Annotated in this window: 13 protein-coding genes and 2 pseudogenes; 7 read left to right on the top strand and 8 right to left on the bottom strand. The window is 43.2% G+C overall.

All coding sequences use genetic code 11. The features are described 5' to 3' along the window. Positions 1-17: 17 nt before the first annotated feature. The 5 genes and pseudogenes from rpoD to rsmD all read right to left on the bottom strand — a co-directional run bounded on the left by rpoD (position 18) and on the right by rsmD (position 5,336). A complete protein-coding gene (gene rpoD, locus ACRWSG_RS05805; RefSeq protein ID WP_054551042.1) occupies positions 18-1,877 on the bottom strand; it encodes an RNA polymerase sigma factor RpoD in 1,860 nt (619 codons plus the stop codon). A 123-nt stretch (positions 1,878-2,000) separates the two neighbouring features. Beyond that, a pseudogene (gene dnaG, locus ACRWSG_RS05800) lies at positions 2,001-3,753 on the bottom strand (DNA primase). Between the two features lie 136 nt (positions 3,754-3,889). After that, entirely contained in the window at positions 3,890-4,336 is a 447-nt protein-coding gene (locus ACRWSG_RS05795) for a GatB/YqeY domain-containing protein (protein WP_054551044.1), read from the bottom strand. Between the two features lie 21 nt (positions 4,337-4,357). Continuing rightward, positions 4,358-4,573 carry a 30S ribosomal protein S21 gene (gene rpsU, locus ACRWSG_RS05790; protein WP_002957797.1) on the bottom strand — a complete coding sequence of 72 codons (216 nt, stop codon included), beginning with the start codon at positions 4,571-4,573 and terminating at the stop codon, positions 4,358-4,360. A 145-nt stretch (positions 4,574-4,718) separates the two neighbouring features. Continuing rightward, complete coding sequence (gene rsmD, locus ACRWSG_RS05785) at positions 4,719-5,336, bottom strand: 16S rRNA (guanine(966)-N(2))-methyltransferase RsmD (protein WP_199529462.1); 618 nt, start codon at positions 5,334-5,336, stop codon at positions 4,719-4,721. 62 nt (positions 5,337-5,398) lie between these two features. On the opposite strand from rsmD, the gene ftsY reads away from it, so the two are divergent. The 5 genes from ftsY (at position 5,399) to glsB (ending at position 11,673) form a co-directional block, all read left to right on the top strand. After that, the gene (ftsY, locus tag ACRWSG_RS05780; protein WP_462165855.1) at positions 5,399-7,822 is read left to right on the top strand and encodes a signal recognition particle-docking protein FtsY; all 2,424 of its coding nucleotides are present in this window, start codon (positions 5,399-5,401) and stop codon (positions 7,820-7,822) included. Between the two features lie 53 nt (positions 7,823-7,875). Continuing rightward, on the top strand, positions 7,876-8,553 hold the full coding sequence (gene ftsE / locus ACRWSG_RS05775) for a cell division ATP-binding protein FtsE (RefSeq protein ID WP_462165854.1): 678 nt from the start codon (positions 7,876-7,878) through the stop codon (positions 8,551-8,553). After that, on the top strand, positions 8,550-9,536 hold the full coding sequence (gene ftsX, locus ACRWSG_RS05770; protein ID WP_251601053.1) for a permease-like cell division protein FtsX: 987 nt from the start codon (positions 8,550-8,552) through the stop codon (positions 9,534-9,536). Before ftsE ends, ftsX begins: the two co-directional genes overlap by 4 nt. 272 nt (positions 9,537-9,808) lie before the next feature. Beyond that, positions 9,809-10,672: an RNA polymerase sigma factor RpoH gene (gene rpoH / locus ACRWSG_RS05765; RefSeq protein WP_462165853.1), complete on the top strand. Its 864-nt coding sequence runs from the start codon at positions 9,809-9,811 to the stop codon at positions 10,670-10,672. A gap of 80 nt (positions 10,673-10,752) precedes the next feature. Next, positions 10,753-11,673 (top strand): glutaminase B, encoded by a 921-nt coding sequence (glsB, locus tag ACRWSG_RS05760; protein WP_166340525.1) that lies wholly within the window; start codon positions 10,753-10,755, stop codon positions 11,671-11,673. Between the two features lie 6 nt (positions 11,674-11,679). On the opposite strand, the gene ACRWSG_RS05755 is transcribed toward glsB, so the two are convergent. Further along, the gene (locus ACRWSG_RS05755; protein ID WP_054560976.1) at positions 11,680-12,984 is read right to left on the bottom strand and encodes an inosine/guanosine kinase; all 1,305 of its coding nucleotides are present in this window, start codon (positions 12,982-12,984) and stop codon (positions 11,680-11,682) included. Between the two features lie 180 nt (positions 12,985-13,164). Here ACRWSG_RS05755 and tadA point away from each other — a divergent pair, with 180 nt between their 5' ends. Further along, positions 13,165-13,662: a tRNA adenosine(34) deaminase TadA gene (gene tadA, locus ACRWSG_RS05750; protein WP_054551051.1), complete on the top strand. Its 498-nt coding sequence runs from the start codon at positions 13,165-13,167 to the stop codon at positions 13,660-13,662. Here tadA and ACRWSG_RS05745 read toward each other — a convergent pair whose 3' ends face one another. Both ACRWSG_RS05745 and mltF read right to left on the bottom strand, forming a co-directional pair. Next, positions 13,663-13,833, bottom strand: a complete 171-nt coding sequence (locus tag ACRWSG_RS05745) for a hypothetical protein (RefSeq protein WP_165385080.1) — start codon at positions 13,831-13,833, stop codon at positions 13,663-13,665. A gap of 94 nt (positions 13,834-13,927) precedes the next feature. Beyond that, a pseudogene (gene mltF, locus ACRWSG_RS05740) lies at positions 13,928-15,396 on the bottom strand (membrane-bound lytic murein transglycosylase MltF). A 311-nt stretch (positions 15,397-15,707) separates the two neighbouring features. Here mltF and purL point away from each other — a divergent pair. Then, a complete protein-coding gene (purL, locus tag ACRWSG_RS05735) occupies positions 15,708-19,592 on the top strand; it encodes a phosphoribosylformylglycinamidine synthase (RefSeq protein ID WP_462165852.1) in 3,885 nt (1,294 codons plus the stop codon). Positions 19,593-19,632: the final 40 nt, after the last annotated feature.

Below are 19,632 nucleotides of genomic sequence, written 5' to 3'. Positions count from 1 at the left end.
AATAACGCGATACTAAATTACTTAGCATCTAAGAAGCTTTTCAGTAAGTCAGAGCGAGAAGGGTGACGTAATTTACGTAACGCTTTCGCTTCGATTTGACGAATACGCTCACGTGTTACGTCAAATTGTTTACCTACTTCTTCTAATGTATGGTCAGTGTTCATGTCGATACCGAAACGCATACGTAATACTTTAGCTTCACGTGCTGTTAAGCCCGCTAGTACATCGTTTGTTGCGCCACGTAGTGATTCCATGGTTGCAGAATCAATAGGTGAGTCGATAGTGGTATCTTCAATGAAGTCACCTAAGTGCGAATCTTCATCATCACCGATTGGTGTTTCCATTGAAATTGGCTCTTTAGCGATCTTAAGTACCTTACGGATCTTGTCTTCAGGCATTAACATACGCTCAGCTAATTCTTCTGGGCTCGGCTCACGACCCATCTCTTGTAGCATTTGACGAGAGATACGGTTTAACTTGTTGATCGTCTCAATCATGTGCACAGGAATACGGATGGTGCGTGCTTGGTCTGCAATCGAACGTGTGATTGCTTGACGGATCCACCATGTTGCATAAGTTGAGAACTTATAACCACGGCGGTATTCGAACTTATCAACCGCTTTCATTAGACCAATATTACCTTCTTGGATAAGGTCTAAGAATTGTAAACCACGGTTGGTGTATTTTTTCGCAATTGAAATTACAAGACGTAAGTTTGCTTCAACCATTTCTTTCTTCGCACGGCGGGCTTTCGCTTCACCAATACTCATACGACGGTTGATGTCTTTAATTCGTTCGATGCTAAGGCCAGTGCTTTCTTCAATTGCACTTAGTTTGCTGATGCAACGAATGATTTCTGGTTTAACTGATTCAAGTGCTACTGAGTATTTCTCGTTTGCAGCAATCTCAAGGTCGATCCAGCTTGTGTCTGTTTCGTTATTTGCAAAGTGCTTGATAAAGTTCTTTTTCGGTAACTTAGCAATTTGTACAGCTTGCTTCATGATGATACGTTCTTGTACACGAACGCGGTCCATCATTTCACGCATGTTATTAACCATGCGGTCAAACTGTTTTGGCACTAATTTAAATGTTTTAAATAGTTCGCCGATTTCTGCAATAGCTACAAGTGAGTCAGGGTGTGAGCGACCTTTTTCTTCGAACGTTTCGCGTGCTTTGTTATAAAGCTCACGTAAGTTTTCGAAGTGAATACGGGCTTCTTCAGGATCTGGACCTGTGTCGCCATCGTTATCATCATCGTTATCATCATCACTATCTTCGTCATCATCGTCTTCGTCGTCTTCTTCGTCGAGTTGCTCTTCGTTTAACTCAGAACCGATGTGTGTTGCAGAAATTTGTGATTCGTCTTCATTATTAGGATCAAAGAAGCCAGAGATAATATCGCTTAAGCGCATTTCTTCAGCTTCGAATTTGTCCCATTGCTCTAGTAGATAAGTAATTGCTTCTGGGTATTCAGCAACTGAAATCTGTACTTGGTTAATACCTTCCTCAATACGCTTAGCGATTACGATTTCGCCTTCACGCGTAAGAAGTTCAACAGTACCCATTTCACGCATATACATACGTACAGGGTCAGTTGTTCGACCGATCTCTTTTTCTACAGTCGCAAGTGCAGCTGCCGCGGCTTCTGCTGCGTCTTCGTCTGTCGTTGTTTCTTGCATCATTAATTCATCGGCATCAGGTGCGTTTTCACTTACCTTGATACCCATATCATTAATCATGCTAATGATATCTTCTACCTGATCTGAGTCGATAATGTCTTGTGGAAGGTGATCATTAACTTCTGCAAAAGTTAAATAACCTTGCTCTTTACCTTTTTGAATCAGAAGCTTTAATTGTGACTGAGGAGTTGGATCCATAGAGATTTATTCTTCCACTCTGAAAGTTGATACAACAGGCGCCAGCTCGCTTACTAATTAAGCGACACGAAAACTAACTAGACGCAGTGAATAGCACAGTATAACAGCATTATTCAATTCTGACTAGCTGTTGCTGCCTTTTAACGCTTGCGTCAGTAAGTGGCATTCCAGCCTTTCTTCGCTGCTTAAGCCTTGGGTCTTGTCTTTTATTAATAGGGTCTCTAGTCGATAATTTAAACACTGGTCTTCAATAAATTTAAAAGTATTTTTAAAAACCGTCTCTAAACGATTGTCATTTATTTGATGCTGCCAAGTGGCTAATTTCACCAGCGCGTCATATTCAGCACCATCCCTAAATGACTCTAAAATTTGTGCGGTGGTGATACCTTCTCGTTCTAGTGCTAAGTGCTGAATGCGTAAAAATAGCTCTATTCCGGCTATTTTCATCTCAGCCAATTCTGGCATATAAGCAATGCTGGTCGCCAAATTGGGGTGTTGCAATAAAATACCAATCGCTTGGCGCATCGGTGTTATTTTAAATTTACGCTCAATCGCATGCTGTTGTTTTGGTGACTTAACGCGGTTATTTAATTGCTCTCTTGTTCGACCAATTAAGCGGCCAAGATGTTCCAAAATATTCTCTTGGTAAAAATCACTCGGGATTTTTTCAATTAGTGGTAGGGCATCACTAAGGAGCTTTGCTTTACCTGCGTCTTGTGTCAGGTCTATCTCTTGGCTGAGCTTATTAAACAGCACCTTAGTAAAATCATCCGCTTCGCTTAACCTAGCTTCGAAAGCGTCTTTACCTTCCTTTTGTACCAGTGAATCAGGGTCTTCACCATCTGGTAAAAACACAAACTTCAACGACTTACCATCACCAAGATAAGGCAGTGCATTTTCTAGTGCACGCCAAGCTGCATCGCGGCCTGCACGGTCACCGTCGTAGCAGCAAATCACTTTATCCGTGGTTCTAAATAAAGTGTGCATATGCTCTGCAGTGGTTGCTGTGCCAAGGGCGGCGACGGCATATTCGATGCCTTGCTCAGCTAAAGCAACGACATCCATGTAGCCTTCAACAATTAAAATATGTTCAAGTTTTTTATGCGCTTGCTTGGCTTCGTATAAACCATAAAGCTCAAAGCCTTTATGGAAAATACGGGTTTCTGGTGAGTTAAGGTATTTAGGACCTTGATCCGCTTGCATAACACGGCCACCAAACGCAATCACCCGACCGCGTTTATCGCGAATAGGGAACATAAGTCGGTCACGGAAGAAGTCAAATTGGCGACCAGGCGACTTTTCAGAGGCTAGTTTTAGTTCTACAAGCTGCTCTTTTTGTTCTTTGTTGCGGCCAAGTTGCTGGCATAGCGCTTCCCATTCACTAGGCGCATAACCAATCATGAATTTTTTCGCTGTTTCACCACTTAAACCACGACCCTTGATATAGTCGATAACCGTTTTCGAGTTGGCATGATGCTTTAATTGATGTTGGTAAAAGCGAGCAGCATGTAACATTAAATCGTAATCAGAGCGCTTTTGTTCTGCGGTGCGTTGCGGTACTTGAGCTTGTGCCTTGTTCGCGAGGTACGTCTAAATTGAGCATACTCGCTAATTCTTCAATGGCGTCAACGAACTCTAATTTGTCGTATTCCATGACAAACGAAATTGCATTGCCATTGGCACCACAACCAAAGCAGTGGTAAAACTGTTTATCTTGAGAAACGGTAAAAGAGGGTGACTTTTCGTTGTGAAATGGGCAACAGGCTTGGTAGTCTTTACCTGCTTTTTTTAGGCCAACTCTCGAATCAATTAACTCAACAATATCTGTGCGAGCGAGTAAATCATCAATAAACTGTCGAGGGATTTTTCCGGCCATAGCTGTTGTATTTTCCTGCGCTATCTATGCGTTGTAAAATAAGATTTGAACACAATTACTGTGTTTATGAAAGACTAAAAGCAAGAAACCGAGCACTAGGCTCGGTTTGCTTGAATCATACATCTGTATGTGGGGGTTAGGCAGTTAATCGTTGCTTGATTAAGCCAGAAATCTTACCTAAATCGGCACGACCTTCAGCTTTGCTTTTGATAACTCCCATTACCTTACCCATGTCTTGCATACCCGCTGCGTTTGTATCAGCTATAGCCGAGTCAATAAGAGCAATGATTTCTTCTTCACTCAATTGTTGAGGTAAGAATTCTTCAAGTGCTTTAATCTCACTGGCTTCAATTTCAGCTAAATCTTCACGACCCGCATCAATGTACTGGGTGTAAGAATCGCGACGTTGCTTAACAAGCTTTACTAAAACAGCGGTAATACCGTCGTCGTCAAGCGTAATTTGCTCGTCAATCTCACGTTGCTTGATTGCAGCAAGTACCATGCGGATAGGCTTAAGACGTTCTTTGTCTTTTGCCTTCATCGCATCTTTTTGCGCATCTTTTAGCGTTAATAAAAGGCTCATTTATACAAGACCAAATACTGATTAGTATAATTTAACGCGACGTGCGTTATCGCGAGAAAGCTTCTTCATGTGACGCTTTACTGCAGCAGCTTTTTTACGCTTACGCTCAGCTGTTGGTTTTTCATAGTGCTCGCGACGACGAACTTCTGAAAGGATACCTGCTTTTTCACATGAACGCTTGAAGCGACGAAGTGCTACGTCAAACGGTTCGTTCTCTCTTACTTTAATTACTGGCATTAAAAATTCACCTACCTAAATAATGAGCGTTGCTCAAGTTGATCGAATAACGACCAAGTGGTTCAAAAATGGTGCGGTATTGTAATCCGAAGCAGCACCACATGTAAAGAATAATATTAACAGAAACTAGGTTTGCAAAACAGTGTTAATTTGTCTGGCGTTGATATAGTCGACAAATTACTTGTCCGGCAGTTTTTTCTTTTAAAAGCATCCAGTTATCTGGTGAGCTTAGGTCGCTTAGTTCGCTTTCGACCTCAACATATATAAGTGCTTGGGCAGATAACCAGTTATTTTTTTCGAGTAAAAAACAACTTTTTTCAGCCAAGTTTTGTCGAAATGGCGGGTCAACAAAAATTAGATCAAATTGCTCGTTTTGCGTGTTTTGTTCTAATAATGAAAGGCTATTGCCTTGTTTTACGACGGCATTATCCAATTTAAGCGTGCTAATGTTTTCTTTTAGCTGGCTAGCGGCACTTTTATCTAGTTCGAAAAACACAGCATGATCAGCAAAGCGCGATAAAGCTTCAAACCCTAAGCCGCCAGAACCAGCAAAGCAGTCAAGAACAGCTGCGCCTCGGGTATCTTGCATGAGCCAGTTAAATACTGTTTCTTTTATACGGTCTGTGGTTGGACGCAAGCCTTGCACATCTTTTACTGGTAATTTTCTACCGCGAAATTGCCCACTAATAATACGAATAAAACCATTTGCTGATTTATTGTTCGCTGCTTTTGCTTGGCGGTTAGCTGTTGATTTTTTTCTCATTTAACTCACTAATCATTGGTAACTGACCCCTAGCTCAGATAATATTGTATGCAATAGCTAGCGTGTCATTTTTCTACTGCGCTAAAAGTGATAGTATTGCGACCTTAGCGATAGATGGTACCTGTTTATGTTTGGCTAAAAAGCTGAACTGTCACCAAACTATTATTCATGTAAGTTTATCAGATTTTTATAAGTGGTTATTAGCAAGTATGGCAAAAAAAAGTAAATTCCTGTCTTGGTTTGGTTTTGGCAAATCAGATAAGCAACAAGCAGAGCAAGCAGCAAAAGAGGCTGATAACCAGAAGCAAATAGAAGAACAACAGCGAATTGAAGCCGAAAAGGCAGAAGCTGAACGTTTAGAACAAGAACGTATTGCGGCAGAAAAGGCAGAGGCTGAACGTTTAGAGCAAGAACGCATTGCGGCAGAAAAGGCTGAGGCGGAGCGTTTAGAGCAAGAGCGCATTGCGGCAGAAAAAGTAGAAGCTGAACGTTTAGAACAAGAACGTATCGCTGCAGAAAAAGTAGAAGCTGAACGTTTAGAACAAGAACGCATTGCGGCAGAAAAGGCAGAGGCAGAACGTTTAGAACAAGAACGTATTGCTGCTGAACAAGCAGAGGCTGAACGTTTAGAGCAAGAACGCATTGCTGCTGAACAAGCAGAGGCTGAACGTTTAGAGCAAGAGCGTATCGCTGCTGAAAGTGCAGAAGCGGAGCGTTTAGAGCAAGAGCGTATCGCTGCAGAAAAGGCAGAGGCGGAGCGTCTAGAGCAAGAACGCATTGCAGCAGAAAAAGCAGAAGCTGAGCGTTTAGCTCAAGAGCAGCAAGCGGCAGAGCAGCAACGTCAAGAACAACAAGCTCGACTTGCTGAGCAAGAAGCAGCAATGAAATTAGAGCAAGAACGTGCTGCCGCAGAACAGGCGCAGCGTGAAGCAGAGCAAGCTGCTGCAGAAAAGGCGGAAGCGGAGCGTTTAGAGCAAGAACGCATTGCAGCAGAAAAGGAAGAAGCTGAACGTATAGAGCAAGAACGTATCGCAGCAGAAAAGGCGGAAGCTGAGCGTTTAGAGCAAGAACGCATTGCAGCAGAAAAGGCAGAGGCGGAGCGTTTAGAACAAGAACGTATCGCGGCAGAAAAGGCAGAAGCGGATCGTTTAGAGCAAGAACGTATCGCAGCAGAAAAGGCGGAAGCTGAGCGTTTAGAACAAGAACGTATTGCTGCAGAAAAGGCAGAGGCGGAGCGCTTAGAGCAAGAGCGTATCGCTGCAGAAAAAGCGGAGGCAGAGCGCTTAGAACAAGAACGCATTGCTGCAGAGAAGGCGGAAGCTGAACGTTTAGAACAAGAGCGCATTGCTGCGGAAAAGGCAGAGGCGGAGCGCTTAGAACAAGAACGTATCGCTGCAGAAAAGGCAGAAGCGGATCGTCTAGAGCAAGAACGTATTGCTGCAGAAAAAGCAGAAGCGGATCGTCTAGAGCAAGAACGCATTGCGGCAGAGAAAGCAGAGGCAGAGCGTTTAGAGCAAGAGAAAGCTGCTCAAGCTGCTGCTGAAAAACCTAAGAAAGAAGGTTTCTTCGCACGCCTTAAAAAAGGTTTATTAAAAACTCGCGTTAATATTGGTTCTGGCTTTGCGTCTATTTTTAGCGGTAAGAAAATTGACGATGAGTTATTTGAAGAACTAGAAACACAATTACTAACAGCCGATTTAGGTGTTGATACAACAATGAAGTTGATTGATAACCTAACCGATGCCGCTGATCGTAAGCAGTTAAAAGATGGCGATGCTTTATACGAGTTAATGAAGCAAGAAATGGCAAGTATGCTTAAAACCGCTGAGCAGCCGTTGGTTGTAAGCGGTGACAAAAAGCCATTTGTTATCTTAATGGTGGGTGTAAATGGGGTAGGTAAAACCACCACGATTGGTAAATTAGCGAAGCAGTTCCAAAACGAAGGTAAGTCAGTGATGCTTGCTGCGGGTGATACCTTCCGTGCTGCAGCGGTTGAACAGCTGCAAGTATGGGGTGAGCGTAATAGCATTCCTGTGATTGCTCAACATACAGGTGCAGACAGTGCGTCAGTGGTATTTGATGCATTTCAGGCTGCAAAAGCCCGTAATGTTGACGTGTTAATCGCCGATACAGCAGGTCGCTTGCAAAATAAAGATAACCTAATGCAAGAGCTTGAAAAAATTGCCCGTGTAATGAAGAAAATTGACCCAGATGCGCCGCATGAAGTTATGCTAACTATAGATGCAGGTACAGGTCAAAACGCAATTAGCCAAGTTAAATTATTTAATGAATGTGTTGGTTTAACGGGCATTACTTTATCTAAACTAGATGGTACCGCTAAAGGTGGTGTGATTTTCGCCGTTGCAGATAAATTTAATATCCCAATTCGTTACATTGGTGTTGGTGAAGGTATTGATGATTTACGTACCTTTAATAGTAGTGACTTTATTGATGCACTATTTAGCCAAGACGAGGATGACGCATAATTAACTAAAGGGAGTTTGCTCCCTTTTTCGCTGCAAGATGATTGATAACTAAAATGATAAATTTTCAGCAAGTCAGTAAAACATACCCAGGTGACCATCGTGCCCTTGAAAAAGTCAGCTTTCATATTAAGCCTGGCGAACTGGCCTTTTTAACTGGGCACAGTGGCGCAGGTAAAAGTACCCTATTGAAGCTTATTAGTTTGATGGAGCGTCCATCGGCAGGGCAGGTGCTTATTAATGGTGTTGATTTAAATGCTGTTAAATCACGTCAGATCCCTTACGTGCGCCGCGATATTGGTATCATCTTTCAGAATCACCGCTTACTAGAACGTTACTCAGTGTTTGATAATGTTGCCTTACCTTTAATTATTGAAGGTACGCACCACAAGCAAATAGCTAAGCGTGTTCATGGTGCGCTTGATAAAGTCGGGTTACTTGATAAAGCGAAGTGTAATCCTGCAACCTTATCAGGTGGTGAGCAGCAGCGTGTGGGTATTGCTCGCGCTATCGTTAATTCACCGCCAATTCTATTAGCTGATGAGCCAACCGGTAACTTAGACCCTGAGCTTTCAATGGACATATTACGTTTATTCGAAGACTTTAATAATCATGGCACAACCGTGCTGATTGCAACCCATGATATTGGCTTAATTGCGCGTATGCGTTATCGCAGTCTAACACTGAAAGATGGCCGCATGATTGACGATCCGTTAGCTGAGGTGACACTATGAGTTTATTGTTTAAAAGCCGCAACAGCCAAAACGAACGTCAGAAAAAGTCATTTTTAGCAGCGCCTTATTTCTTCTTTATTAATCTTATTCGCCAAGGTGTGCATAGCCTCGGTGAAATGTGGCGAACGCCTTTAGCTTCATTGATGACCATTGCCGTATTAGGATTAAGCTTAACACTGCCAGCGACGCTTTATTTAGTGGTTAAAAATGTCTCGCAAGTGAGCAGTGGTTTTGAAGATGCAGCAGAGATTTCGTTGTTCGTAAAAGAAACTATGAGCGAACAGCAAACGCAAACCTTGGTTAAGCGTTTAGCACTCTACCCTGAAGTAGATAAAGTAGAGTTTATATCAAAGGGCGATGCCCTCACTGAATTTAAACAAGTATCAGGATTTGGCCAAGCACTTGAATATTTAGATGCGAACCCGTTACCTGATGTTGTTATCGTAACGCCGACAGCACGATACCGTCAGCCAAATACAGCAAAACAATTACTGCAAAAGCTTGAAGCCGAAAGAGAAGTGGATTTTGGTAAACTCGATATTGCTTGGCTTGAGCGATTAAATGCACTTTTAAGTTTATTAAAAGAAAGCGTGATCACCATTGCTCTACTATTATTAACCTCTGTCACCCTGATCATTGGTAATACTATCCGCTTATCAATCATGGATAAGAAAGATGAAATTCAAGTGATGAAGTTAGTTGGGGCGACAAACACCTTTATTCATGCGCCATTTTTATGGACAGGGATTTGGTACGGTATTATTGGCGGTTTGTTCTCTTTTATTTGTGTTGCATTAATGATGTGGTGGCTTGGTGCTGCTGTAAGTGATGTTGCGGGTGTTTATGAAACCAGCTTTGACTTAATTGGTTTAACACTCACAGAGTTTGGCATTTTAGTCGCTCTTGCAACAGGGTTAGGATTTGTTGGTTCTTACCTATCAGTTAACCGCTATATAAAAGAAATTGAACCGGATAAAGTGTAGCTATCAGCGCTATTATTTTAGCGCTTTTGCTTGTCGTTAATTTGTCATATTAAGCCTTTATGCTGTTTGTTTAGATTTTAAATGGTGGGCTATATAGCTTTCAAAATACCTTTAAAAGCTAGAATTCATCGCTTATTCAGCGCCTTAAAGTAAAATAAAATTATCTTAAAAAAACCACTTGATTTGAACTTTAAAAAAGTTTTTAATTGAAGTTAGCACTCTCGCTTAAAGAGTGCTAAGATGGTTTCAAATGTTTATCACTGAGGTGAAAAATGAGTAAAGATTTATACGCAATGGCACTTACTGCAGGTCAACAGAGCGCAAGTATGGACGGCTACCTTCAAGCGGTTAGCACTATTCCTATGCTTGATGCAGAGAAAGAAAAGCAGTTGGCGACACGTCTTCAGGAAGAAGGTGATTCTGAAGCTGCGAAGCAACTCATTATGTCGCATCTACGCTTTGTTGCTCATATTGCGAAAAGCTATTCAGGTTATGGCTTACCGCAAGCTGATTTAATTCAGGAAGGTAACATCGGTCTGATGAAGGCGGTAAAACGTTTCGACCCAAGTGTAGGTGTTCGCTTAGTTTCATTCGCAGTACACTGGATCAAAGCCGAAATTCATGAATACGTACTGAAAAACTGGCGTATCGTGAAAGTTGCAACAACTAAAGCGCAACGTAAATTATTCTTCAACCTACGCAAAAACAAAAAGCGTTTAGGTTGGTTTAACCAAGCTGAGGTTAGCACTGTTGCTAATGAGCTAGGTGTAAGTGAAAAAGAAGTACGTGAGATGGAATCACGTATGAGTGGCCAAGATATGGGCTTTGACTTAACGGGCGACGACAATGACGACGCACCAACAAGCACATACTCGCCAGTACAGTATTTAACAGATGGCAGTGCTGACCTTGCTGATGATATCGAAGAGCAGCAATGGCAAGAACAGTCTCATGCACGTTTATTCAGCGCGTTAAAAACCCTTGATGAACGTTCTCAAGACATCGTAAGTGCACGTTGGTTAGCTGACGATAAAGCAACATTACAAGAGCTTGCTGAGAAATATAACGTTTCAGCAGAGCGTGTTCGTCAGCTAGAAAAAACAGCGATGAAAAAACTGCAATCAGCTATGAGCTAATAGCAATCGCTATAGCAAACCATCTTTAGTAGACTACAAAGCCTCGCAAATGCGGGGCTTTTTGTTTTAAAGGACGCGGTATGTCACAGATTGATTATCAACATGTATTAGATGAAATCACAAAAGAAGTTCAACCATTACTGAGCCAAGGTAAGGTTGCAGATTATATTCCTGCGCTTGCAGAGGTTGAGCCAAACCAGTTTGCCATTGCTATTCATACTGTGGATGGGCAAACCTATTGCGCGGGTGATTGTGGTGCGCGTTTTACGATTCAATCTGTTTCTAAAGTAATGACCTTAACCTTAGCACTTCAGCGTTATGGTGATGAGCTTTGGCAACGAGTCGGTAAAGAGCCATCAGGCACCGCTTTTAACTCACTTACACAGCTTGAGTTTGAACAGGGCATACCACGCAACCCATTTATTAATGCCGGCGCGATTGTCACCTGTGACGCGTTATATAGCCGTTTATCTGCGCCGATGCACTCTATGCTTGAGTCATTTCGTCAGTTATCAGGAAATGCTCAGGTTGTTATTGATAAGAAAGTGGCAAATTCTGAATATGAGTTTCGTCATCGCAACGCCGCGATGGGGCATCTAATGAAGTCATTCGGCAACTTTAATAATGAAGTTGATGATGTGTTATGGGCTTACTTTAACTTCTGTGCCATAGAGCTAAACTGCGTAGAATTAGCAAAAGCTTACAATTACTTAGCAAACCAAGGTAAAGATGCCAATGGCCATGAAGTACTTAGTGCAAGGCAAAATAAGCAGTTAAACTCGTTACTGTTTACCAGTGGTTTATACGATGCAGCTGGGGATTTTGGCTACCGTGTTGGTATGCCGGGTAAGTCAGGGGTATCGGGTACTATTTTAGCTGTGTTACCAAATCAATTTACTGTGGCTGTGTGGGCGCCTAGACTTAACTCGTATGGTAACTCAGTGGCTGGGATAGCGGCTCTTGAGCGTTTATCCCAGAAACTGGATATTTCGATTTTTTAGTGGAGATTACTGATCCCAGTAAACTTGCTCTAAACAATCTTCACGTTCAGGTAAACCACGCGATAAACGTGGCGAGTGCTGAACAAGTACTTCATAACTTGCACGGTTAGCGTATTTACTAATTTGTGCAAGCGATGAGTAGGTCATAGCAGGTTGCTGATGCTTCGCTGAGTTTGCCACATTAAGTTTGTGGTAAACGTTTGCTGATAGGTCATGCAGTACCGCAGCCAGAGCGCAATCGCCTGCGCCATTGGTATTTTTAATGCTGTCAGGGCCGCCCATAAATGGTGCTGTGTGGCTGTACGCACGAATAGGGTTTTGGCAGTCGTCTTTACGCATTGCGCGAGAAAATTCATAACGGTTAAAGTCAGCAATTGCACCTGGTAATAACGGGTATTCTGTTTCACGCTTGAATGAGTCGTCGACGTAACCGGCCATAAACAAGCCTTTTTCGCCAGCTGTACAAATAACTAAATCAGTCCAATCGAGCGCTTTGTCGGCAGCTAAAAGCGGATCTTCAAAGCCAGTAATAGCAAGGCCTTCCTCTTCGTTCATAGCAAGAATATCAACATGCTCTTTTACAAAATCAGCCCACCAAGCAGGGTCTTGTTCAATTAGAAACTTAGTGCCAAGGGTTAAAACCACAGGCACACCGGCATCATTGGCATATTTCACTGCCTGCATGGTCGCTTCTGTCATGGTTTCATCACCTTGAGTACGCATTAGGTATGCGCTGATCACCAGTGCTGATGAATTCTCAATAAGTGCTTGGTCGATTGATTCAGGGCGCAGATGATTCATAAGCCCCGCGCTGATTGCGAAGGTACGCTCACCGGTCTCGTCAATTAAGGTAAAACAACGACCAATAGGACCATCTACAGGCTGAAGGTAGTCAAGGTCAACGCGGCTTGAGGTGTTACATAAAAAACGGTAAGCATAGCTGCCGATTTTGATATTTTCACTCATTACCCCTAATAACACTGAACGGTCGTCAGCTAGGGTAGAGTAGTTGTGCATGGTGTTACCTACCGTACCACCGGCAAACTCATAATCGATCATATTGTCGAGTTTTAGTCTGTCGTATAGTGCGTTGGTAATATCGTTATCGATCACTTGCGACATGCCACGGCGCAATTGAAATTCATCTAGGAAAGCTTGATCAACTTTCGCTTCAATATCTACCACAATTTGGTCGATACCCGTAATATAACTACGTTGTAGTCGGTCGGTTGAGTTAAGTTGATTCGTCAGTGGATCTTTGGCTTCCACCGGAAAATAATGTTTATGCCTGCGGCGTCCAGGAAATTTCATTTGCTACCCGTGTTGTAAGCTAAATAAAAAAAGCGCGAGATTATAGCGCAATATGGGTCCATTGAGCCATGAAAAAGCCACTAAATTTTGCGTTAATTTTTAAGTGTAGCAGTATTTAATGCCGACATTTTTCACTAACTAGGTATAATTACTCACAGTTTTACAATATTTGTGTGATATATGAGCGAACAATTTAGCGACCAATATTGGATGGAAAAAGCATTAAACTACGCCAATGAAGCGGCTGCTATTAATGAAATTCCGGTTGGTGCTGTGCTGGTAAAAGACAATCAACTGATCTCCTATGGTTATAACCGCTCAATTATCGATAACGACCCATCCGCTCATGCTGAAATGATGGCAATCCGCGAAGCGGGTAAAGCTCTTAATAACTACCGATTAATCGATTGCACCTTGTATGTAACGTTAGAACCTTGTTCTATGTGCGCAGGTCTGTTGGTGCATAGCCGTATTAAGCGATTGGTATTTGGTGCTAAAGATGCCAAAACGGGATCGGCAGGATCAATTATGAATCTGCTGCAAGAACCTAGGCTTAATCATCAAGTTGAAGTAACCGGCGATGTTATGAGTGAGCAGTGTGGGGCGGTAATTTCAGCGTTTTTTAAGCGTCGTAGAGAAGAGAAAAAGGCGGCAAAGCTGGCTGCTCGCAACGCCTAGTTATACAACCGGCGTTGCAGGAACTTGTGCTTCCATTAACTGCATCGCAAATAAGCGGCGACGCCAAATAACTTTTTTGTGTGTATTACGTAGCATGATACGACGGCGGGTCGCCGTTGAGTAAATAACATTACGCTTAAACTTATGTGTCGTGCGTCTTCTTTTTAACATGAGTGCTCCTTAAGTGAGAGTAAAGCATTATATTGATCTCTACAGGAAGATAATGATCATTTGATGACAAGTAAACAGATTTCGGTGCTTGAAGTTAGTTGTTTTCTAATTCTTGCTGCTCTGAGTTGGTTTGTTGCGTGTTGTCATTTGGCTTTGGTTCGCTTACTTGCGCTTCAGGTTTAGCTTCTTCAGTGCTTTGTTCTTCTTCGCTTGGGTTAGCAATCGCATCATTTTCATCAAGCCAAACCAGTGCGTCGTAATAGCGACGAATATTATCAACGTATTTTACTGCAACATCGCCACGGGCATAACCATATTTGGTTTTTCGATAGTAACGCTTTTTAATTAAAAGCGGTAAGCGCTTTTTAACATCAGCCCATTTATCGGGGCTTGCACCTTCTTGCTCGGTAATAATGCGTGCGTCGTTGACGTGTCCCCAGCCAACATTGTAAGAGGCTAAGGCAAACCAGGTTCTGTCGGGCTGCGGAATGCGTTCAGGGATCCAAGAAATTACTTTGGCAAGATACTGCGCACCGCCTTTAATATTTTGCTCAGGCTCTAGGCGATTTGTTACGCCGACCTGTTTTGCCGTTGCTTGGGTTAGCATCATAATACCGCGAACACCAGTTGGTGACTTAGCCCTTGGGTTCCACATTGATTCTTGATAACTCAAAGCTGCCAGTAATCGCCAGTCTATGTTACCTGCGTATTGCTCAAACCAAGGTTGATATTTGGGTAAGGTGTCTTTTATTGCTTCAATATAAGCAAGTGTGTTCACATAATTAAACTGGCGAACATGACCAAATATTTTTCTTCTAACACATAAAGCTGGTTGCTTTGTTTGACGTCGCCAAAAAATGGCACCATGAGGGCATATAAAGAGTCATCACCATCTTTTCTTAGTAACCAAGCGATAGGATCATTACGGGTAACCGAAAAGCCGATACTCAAGTTTGGGTGGTAGCGGCGAAACAGCGATAAGGTGTGCGAGTCTGCTAGGGTGTAATCAATTTCACCGTCGATAACAGCTTGCAGAAGCTCTTCTTCATCCATATCTTCTGTTTCGTTCCAGCTAAGTTCTGGATTAAGTTGTTTTAATTGTTGTAGTGCCAACGAGTGACTGCTTTTGGCGAGAACAGTCAGATTGCCGGTTAAATCCGCAAATTCACGGGGTCTATTACGGCCTTGCTTATAAACTAGTTTTTGGCTTATGGTGCGATAGGTTGGGCCGAAGCGGTAATGCTCAGCCCGAATCGTATTATAGGTAAGACCTGACGCTATAATATCTAAATCGCCACTTTCTAAGCGTGCGAACATATCGGATAGATTAAAAAAAGGCACCATTTCAAGCTCAACACCAACATAGTCAGCAAATTCTTGGGCGAGCTCATATTCAAAGCCTTGCACACCTTGTGGAGCCTGATAGTAATTACTCGCGCCAGCTAATGTGCCGACTCTAATTTTGTTCTGCGCCTTGATATGAGCAAGTTGCGACGGTTGCTGTTGCATATCGCACGCACATAACATGAGCACTAAACTAAAAATAGCGAGTAATTTTTGCATAAATTATAAATGCCCCTTAAACCATTACCTTAGTGTTATAACAAAACTTCTAAGCCACGTCACTTGGCGAATAGTGTTATAGATTTATTTAAAAATTAATAACTATAACAAGGCAGCTGGTAGATAAGTCATACAGAACAAGAACCTGCAGAGAAATAAAGACGACTAAGCTAGTTAATTGTTGCAACCTTAAAAGCGGTTATGAAGATTATTTAAATAAAAGCGTAATTTTGAGTTAAATCTAGACGTTATTTGCACTATAATATGCGCCTAAAATATCGTTCAATCCCTAACCCCGGATGAAAATACCTATGTTGATCCTTCGTGGTGCACCAGCACTTTCCGATTTTAGAGTTCAGAAAATTTTAGCGCGTTGCCAACAGGCACAACTTCCAGTCACTGACGTTTATGCTGAGTTCATGCATTTTGCTGATCTTACAGCCGAGCTTTCAGCTGATGAGCAAACCAAGCTGGAAAAACTGCTTACTTACGGTCCAACAATTGCCGAGCATACCCCTGCTGGCACGTTAATTCTTGTAACGCCGCGTCCAGGTACTATCTCGCCTTGGGCATCAAAAGCAACTGACATCGCACATAACTGTGGCTTAAGCCAAGTTCACCGTGTTGAGCGTGGTATTGCATACTACGTAGAAGGTAATTTATCAGCTGAGCAAACAGCTGAAGTTGCAGCGTTATTACATGACCGCATGACTGAAGCAACGCACGCGGACATGGCTGATGCAGCTAAATTATTCCGTCACGATGAGCCGCGTCCAATGTCATCAGTTGACATTTTAGGTGGTGGCCGTGAAGCGCTTGCTAAAGCAAACGTTGAGCAAGGTTTTGCGCTTGCAGATGACGAAATTGATTACTTGGTAGAAAACTTCCAAAAGTTAGGGCGTAACCCGAACGACATCGAATTATTCATGTTCGCGCAAGCAAACTCTGAGCATTGTCGTCACAAAATCTTTAACGCCGATTGGACAATTGATGGCATCGAACAGCCAAAATCATTGTTCAAAATGATCAAAAACACTTACGAGCAAAACCCTGAAAACGTACTATCTGCATATAAAGATAACGCAGCGGTAATGAAGGGTTCGTTAGCAGGTCGTTTCTTCCCTAATGTTGAGGGTGAGTACGCGTACCATCAAGAAAACATCGAAATCTTGATGAAAGTTGAAACTCACAACCACCCAACAGCGATTGCGCCATTCTCAGGTGCATCAACAGGTTCTGGTGGTGAAATTCGTGATGAAGGTGCAACAGGCCGCGGCTCTAAACCTAAAGCTGGTTTAGTTGGCTTCACTGTATCTAACCTACGTATTCCTGGTTACGAGCAGCCATGGGAAACAGACTTCGGTAAGCCTGGTCGTATCGTTAATGCACTTGATATCATGACTGAAGGTCCATTAGGTGGTGCGGCATTCAATAACGAATTTGGTCGTCCTAACTTACTTGGTTACTTCCGTACATACGAAGAGAAAGTATCAAGCCATAATGGTATCGAGGTACGTGGTTACCACAAGCCAATCATGCTTGCAGGTGGTTTAGGTAACATTCGTTCTGAGCATGTTCAAAAAGGCGAAATCCCTGTAGGTGCTAAGCTAATTGCACTAGGTGGTCCGGCAATGAACATCGGCCTAGGTGGTGGTGCTGCGTCTAGTATGACATCAGGCCAATCAAACGAAGACTTAGACTTTGCATCGGTACAACGTGAAAACCCAGAAATGGAACGTCGTTGTCAGGAAGTTATTGATAAATGTTGGCAGCTAGGTGATGCAAACCCAATCGCTTTCATCCACGATGTGGGCGCAGGTGGTCTTTCTAACGCATTCCCTGAGCTTGTAGACGACGGTGGTCGTGGTGGTAAATTCCAACTTCGTGATATTCCAAACGATGAGCCGGGTATGGCACCACACGAAATTTGGTGTAACGAATCTCAAGAGCGTTACGTATTAGCAGTTGCGGCAGAAGACTTCGCGCGCTTTGAAGCAATCTGTAAACGTGAACGTGCAGAATACGCTGTTATTGGTGAAGCAACAGAAGAGCGTCACTTAACGGTTGAAGATAGCCACTTCGGTAACAACCCTGTTGATCTTCCGCTTGATGTTTTACTTGGTAAAGCACCAAAAATGCACCGTGAAGTTGAATCGAAAAAAGCGCAATCTCAACCATTAGACGTTGCTAACATTGATGCTGCAGACGCTGCACAGCGTTTATTACGCTTACCAACGATTGCTGAGAAAACATTCTTAATCACCATTGGTGACCGTACGGTAACGGGTTTAGTTGCGCGTGACCAAATGGTAGGTCCTTGGCAGGTGCCAGTAGCAAACTGTGCGGTAACAGCCGCTGCGTTTGATACTTACCACGGTGAAGCAATGTCACTAGGTGAACGTACACCAGCTGCACTTTTAAACTACGGTGCTTCTGCTCGTTTAGCTGTGGCTGAGTCACTAACGAACATCGCGTGTGCGAACATCGGTGGCCTTGAAAATATCAAGCTATCTGCAAACTGGATGGCTGCAGCAGGTCACCCTGGCGAAGATGCGGGTCTTTACGAAGCTGTAAAAGCGGTAGGTGAAGAGCTTTGTCCGGCACTCGGTTTAACTATTCCTGTGGGTAAAGACTCAATGTCGATGAAAACTCAATGGGATGAAAACGGTGAGCAAAAATCAGTTACTGCACCATTATCACTGATCATTACTGCCTTTGGTCGTGTTGAAGATGTGCGTAAAACAGTAACGCCACAGCTACGCACTGATAAAGGTGAGTCATCACTATTATTAGTTGATTTAGGTGCGGGTCAAAACCGCATGGGCGCATCAAGCCTTGCACAGGTTTATAAGCAACTAGGTGATGTAACGCCTGATGTTGATAACCCAGCACTATTAAAAGGCTTCTACGAAGCAATGCAAGCGCTTGTTGCTGATAACAAGTTACTTGCTTACCATGACCGTTCTGATGGTGGTTTATTCACAACTATCGCTGAAATGGCATTTGCTGGCCACACGGGTGTTACTGTTGACCTTGCAGGCTTAACAGGTTCAGACATCGAAGCGCTTTACAATGAAGAGCTAGGTGCGGTTATCCAAGTGGCAAACGCTGACTTAGACGCAGTTAAAGCCGTTCTTGCAGACCACGGTCTAGCAGCTATCAGCCATGAAATTGGTGCACTAAACGCTGATGACCGCGTGGTATTCACTCGTGGTGATGATGTGGTTCTTAACCACACGCGCACTGAGCTTCGTACTATTTGGGCAGAAACAACTTACCAAATGCAAGCGCGTCGTGATAACCCAGAGTGTGCTAAGCAAGAGTTTGACGCTAAGTTTGACGCAAAAGACCCAGGTCTTAACGTAAAACTAAGCTTTGACTTAAACGAAGATGTTGCAGCGCCTTACATTGCAACGGGTGCGAAGCCGAAAATGGCGATTCTACGTGAGCAAGGTGTTAACTCTCACTTAGAAATGGCTGCGGCATTTAACCGTGCAGGCTTTGCTGCGGTTGACGTGCACATGAGCGACATTCTTGAAGGTCGTTTAACACTTGAGCAATTTAAAGGCTTAGTGGCATGTGGTGGTTTCTCTTACGGTGACGTATTAGGCGCAGGTGAAGGCTGGGCTAAGTCAATCTTATTTAATGAGATGGCACGTGAGCAGTTCCAAAGCTTCTTCCACCGCGAAGATACATTCAGCTTAGGTGTGTGTAATGGCTGTCAAATGCTTTCAACATTGAAAGAATTGATCCCGGGCACTGAGCACTGGCCACGTTTCGTAACGAATAAGTCAGAGCGTTTTGAAGCTCGCTTTAGCCTTGTAGAAGTACAAGAAAACCCATCGGTATTCTTTAACGGTATGGCAGGTTCACGTATGCCGATCGCTGTTTCTCATGGTGAAGGTCATGCTGAGTTCGCAAACACTGATGCAGTTAAAGCAGCGCTTGAGTCAGGTACTGTGGCAGTGAAGTTTGTTGATAACTACGGTAACCCAACAACGCAATACCCAGCTAACCCGAATGGCTCGCCAGAAGGTATCACAGGTATTACTTCTACAGATGGTCGTGCAACGGTTATGATGCCGCACCCAGAGCGTGTATTCCGTACTGTTGCTAACTCATGGCACCCAGATGAGTGGACTGAGGATAGCCCATGGATGCGTATGTTCCGCAACGCTCGTAAAAACGTTGGCTAGAACTTAATTGTGTGCCTAGCTATACAAGCTAGGTTCATAC

This window comes from Pseudoalteromonas sp. GB43, assembly GCF_054923805.1.
Note: the sequence above shows the minus strand (reverse complement) of the source record. Positions and strands in the feature narration are given on the sequence as shown.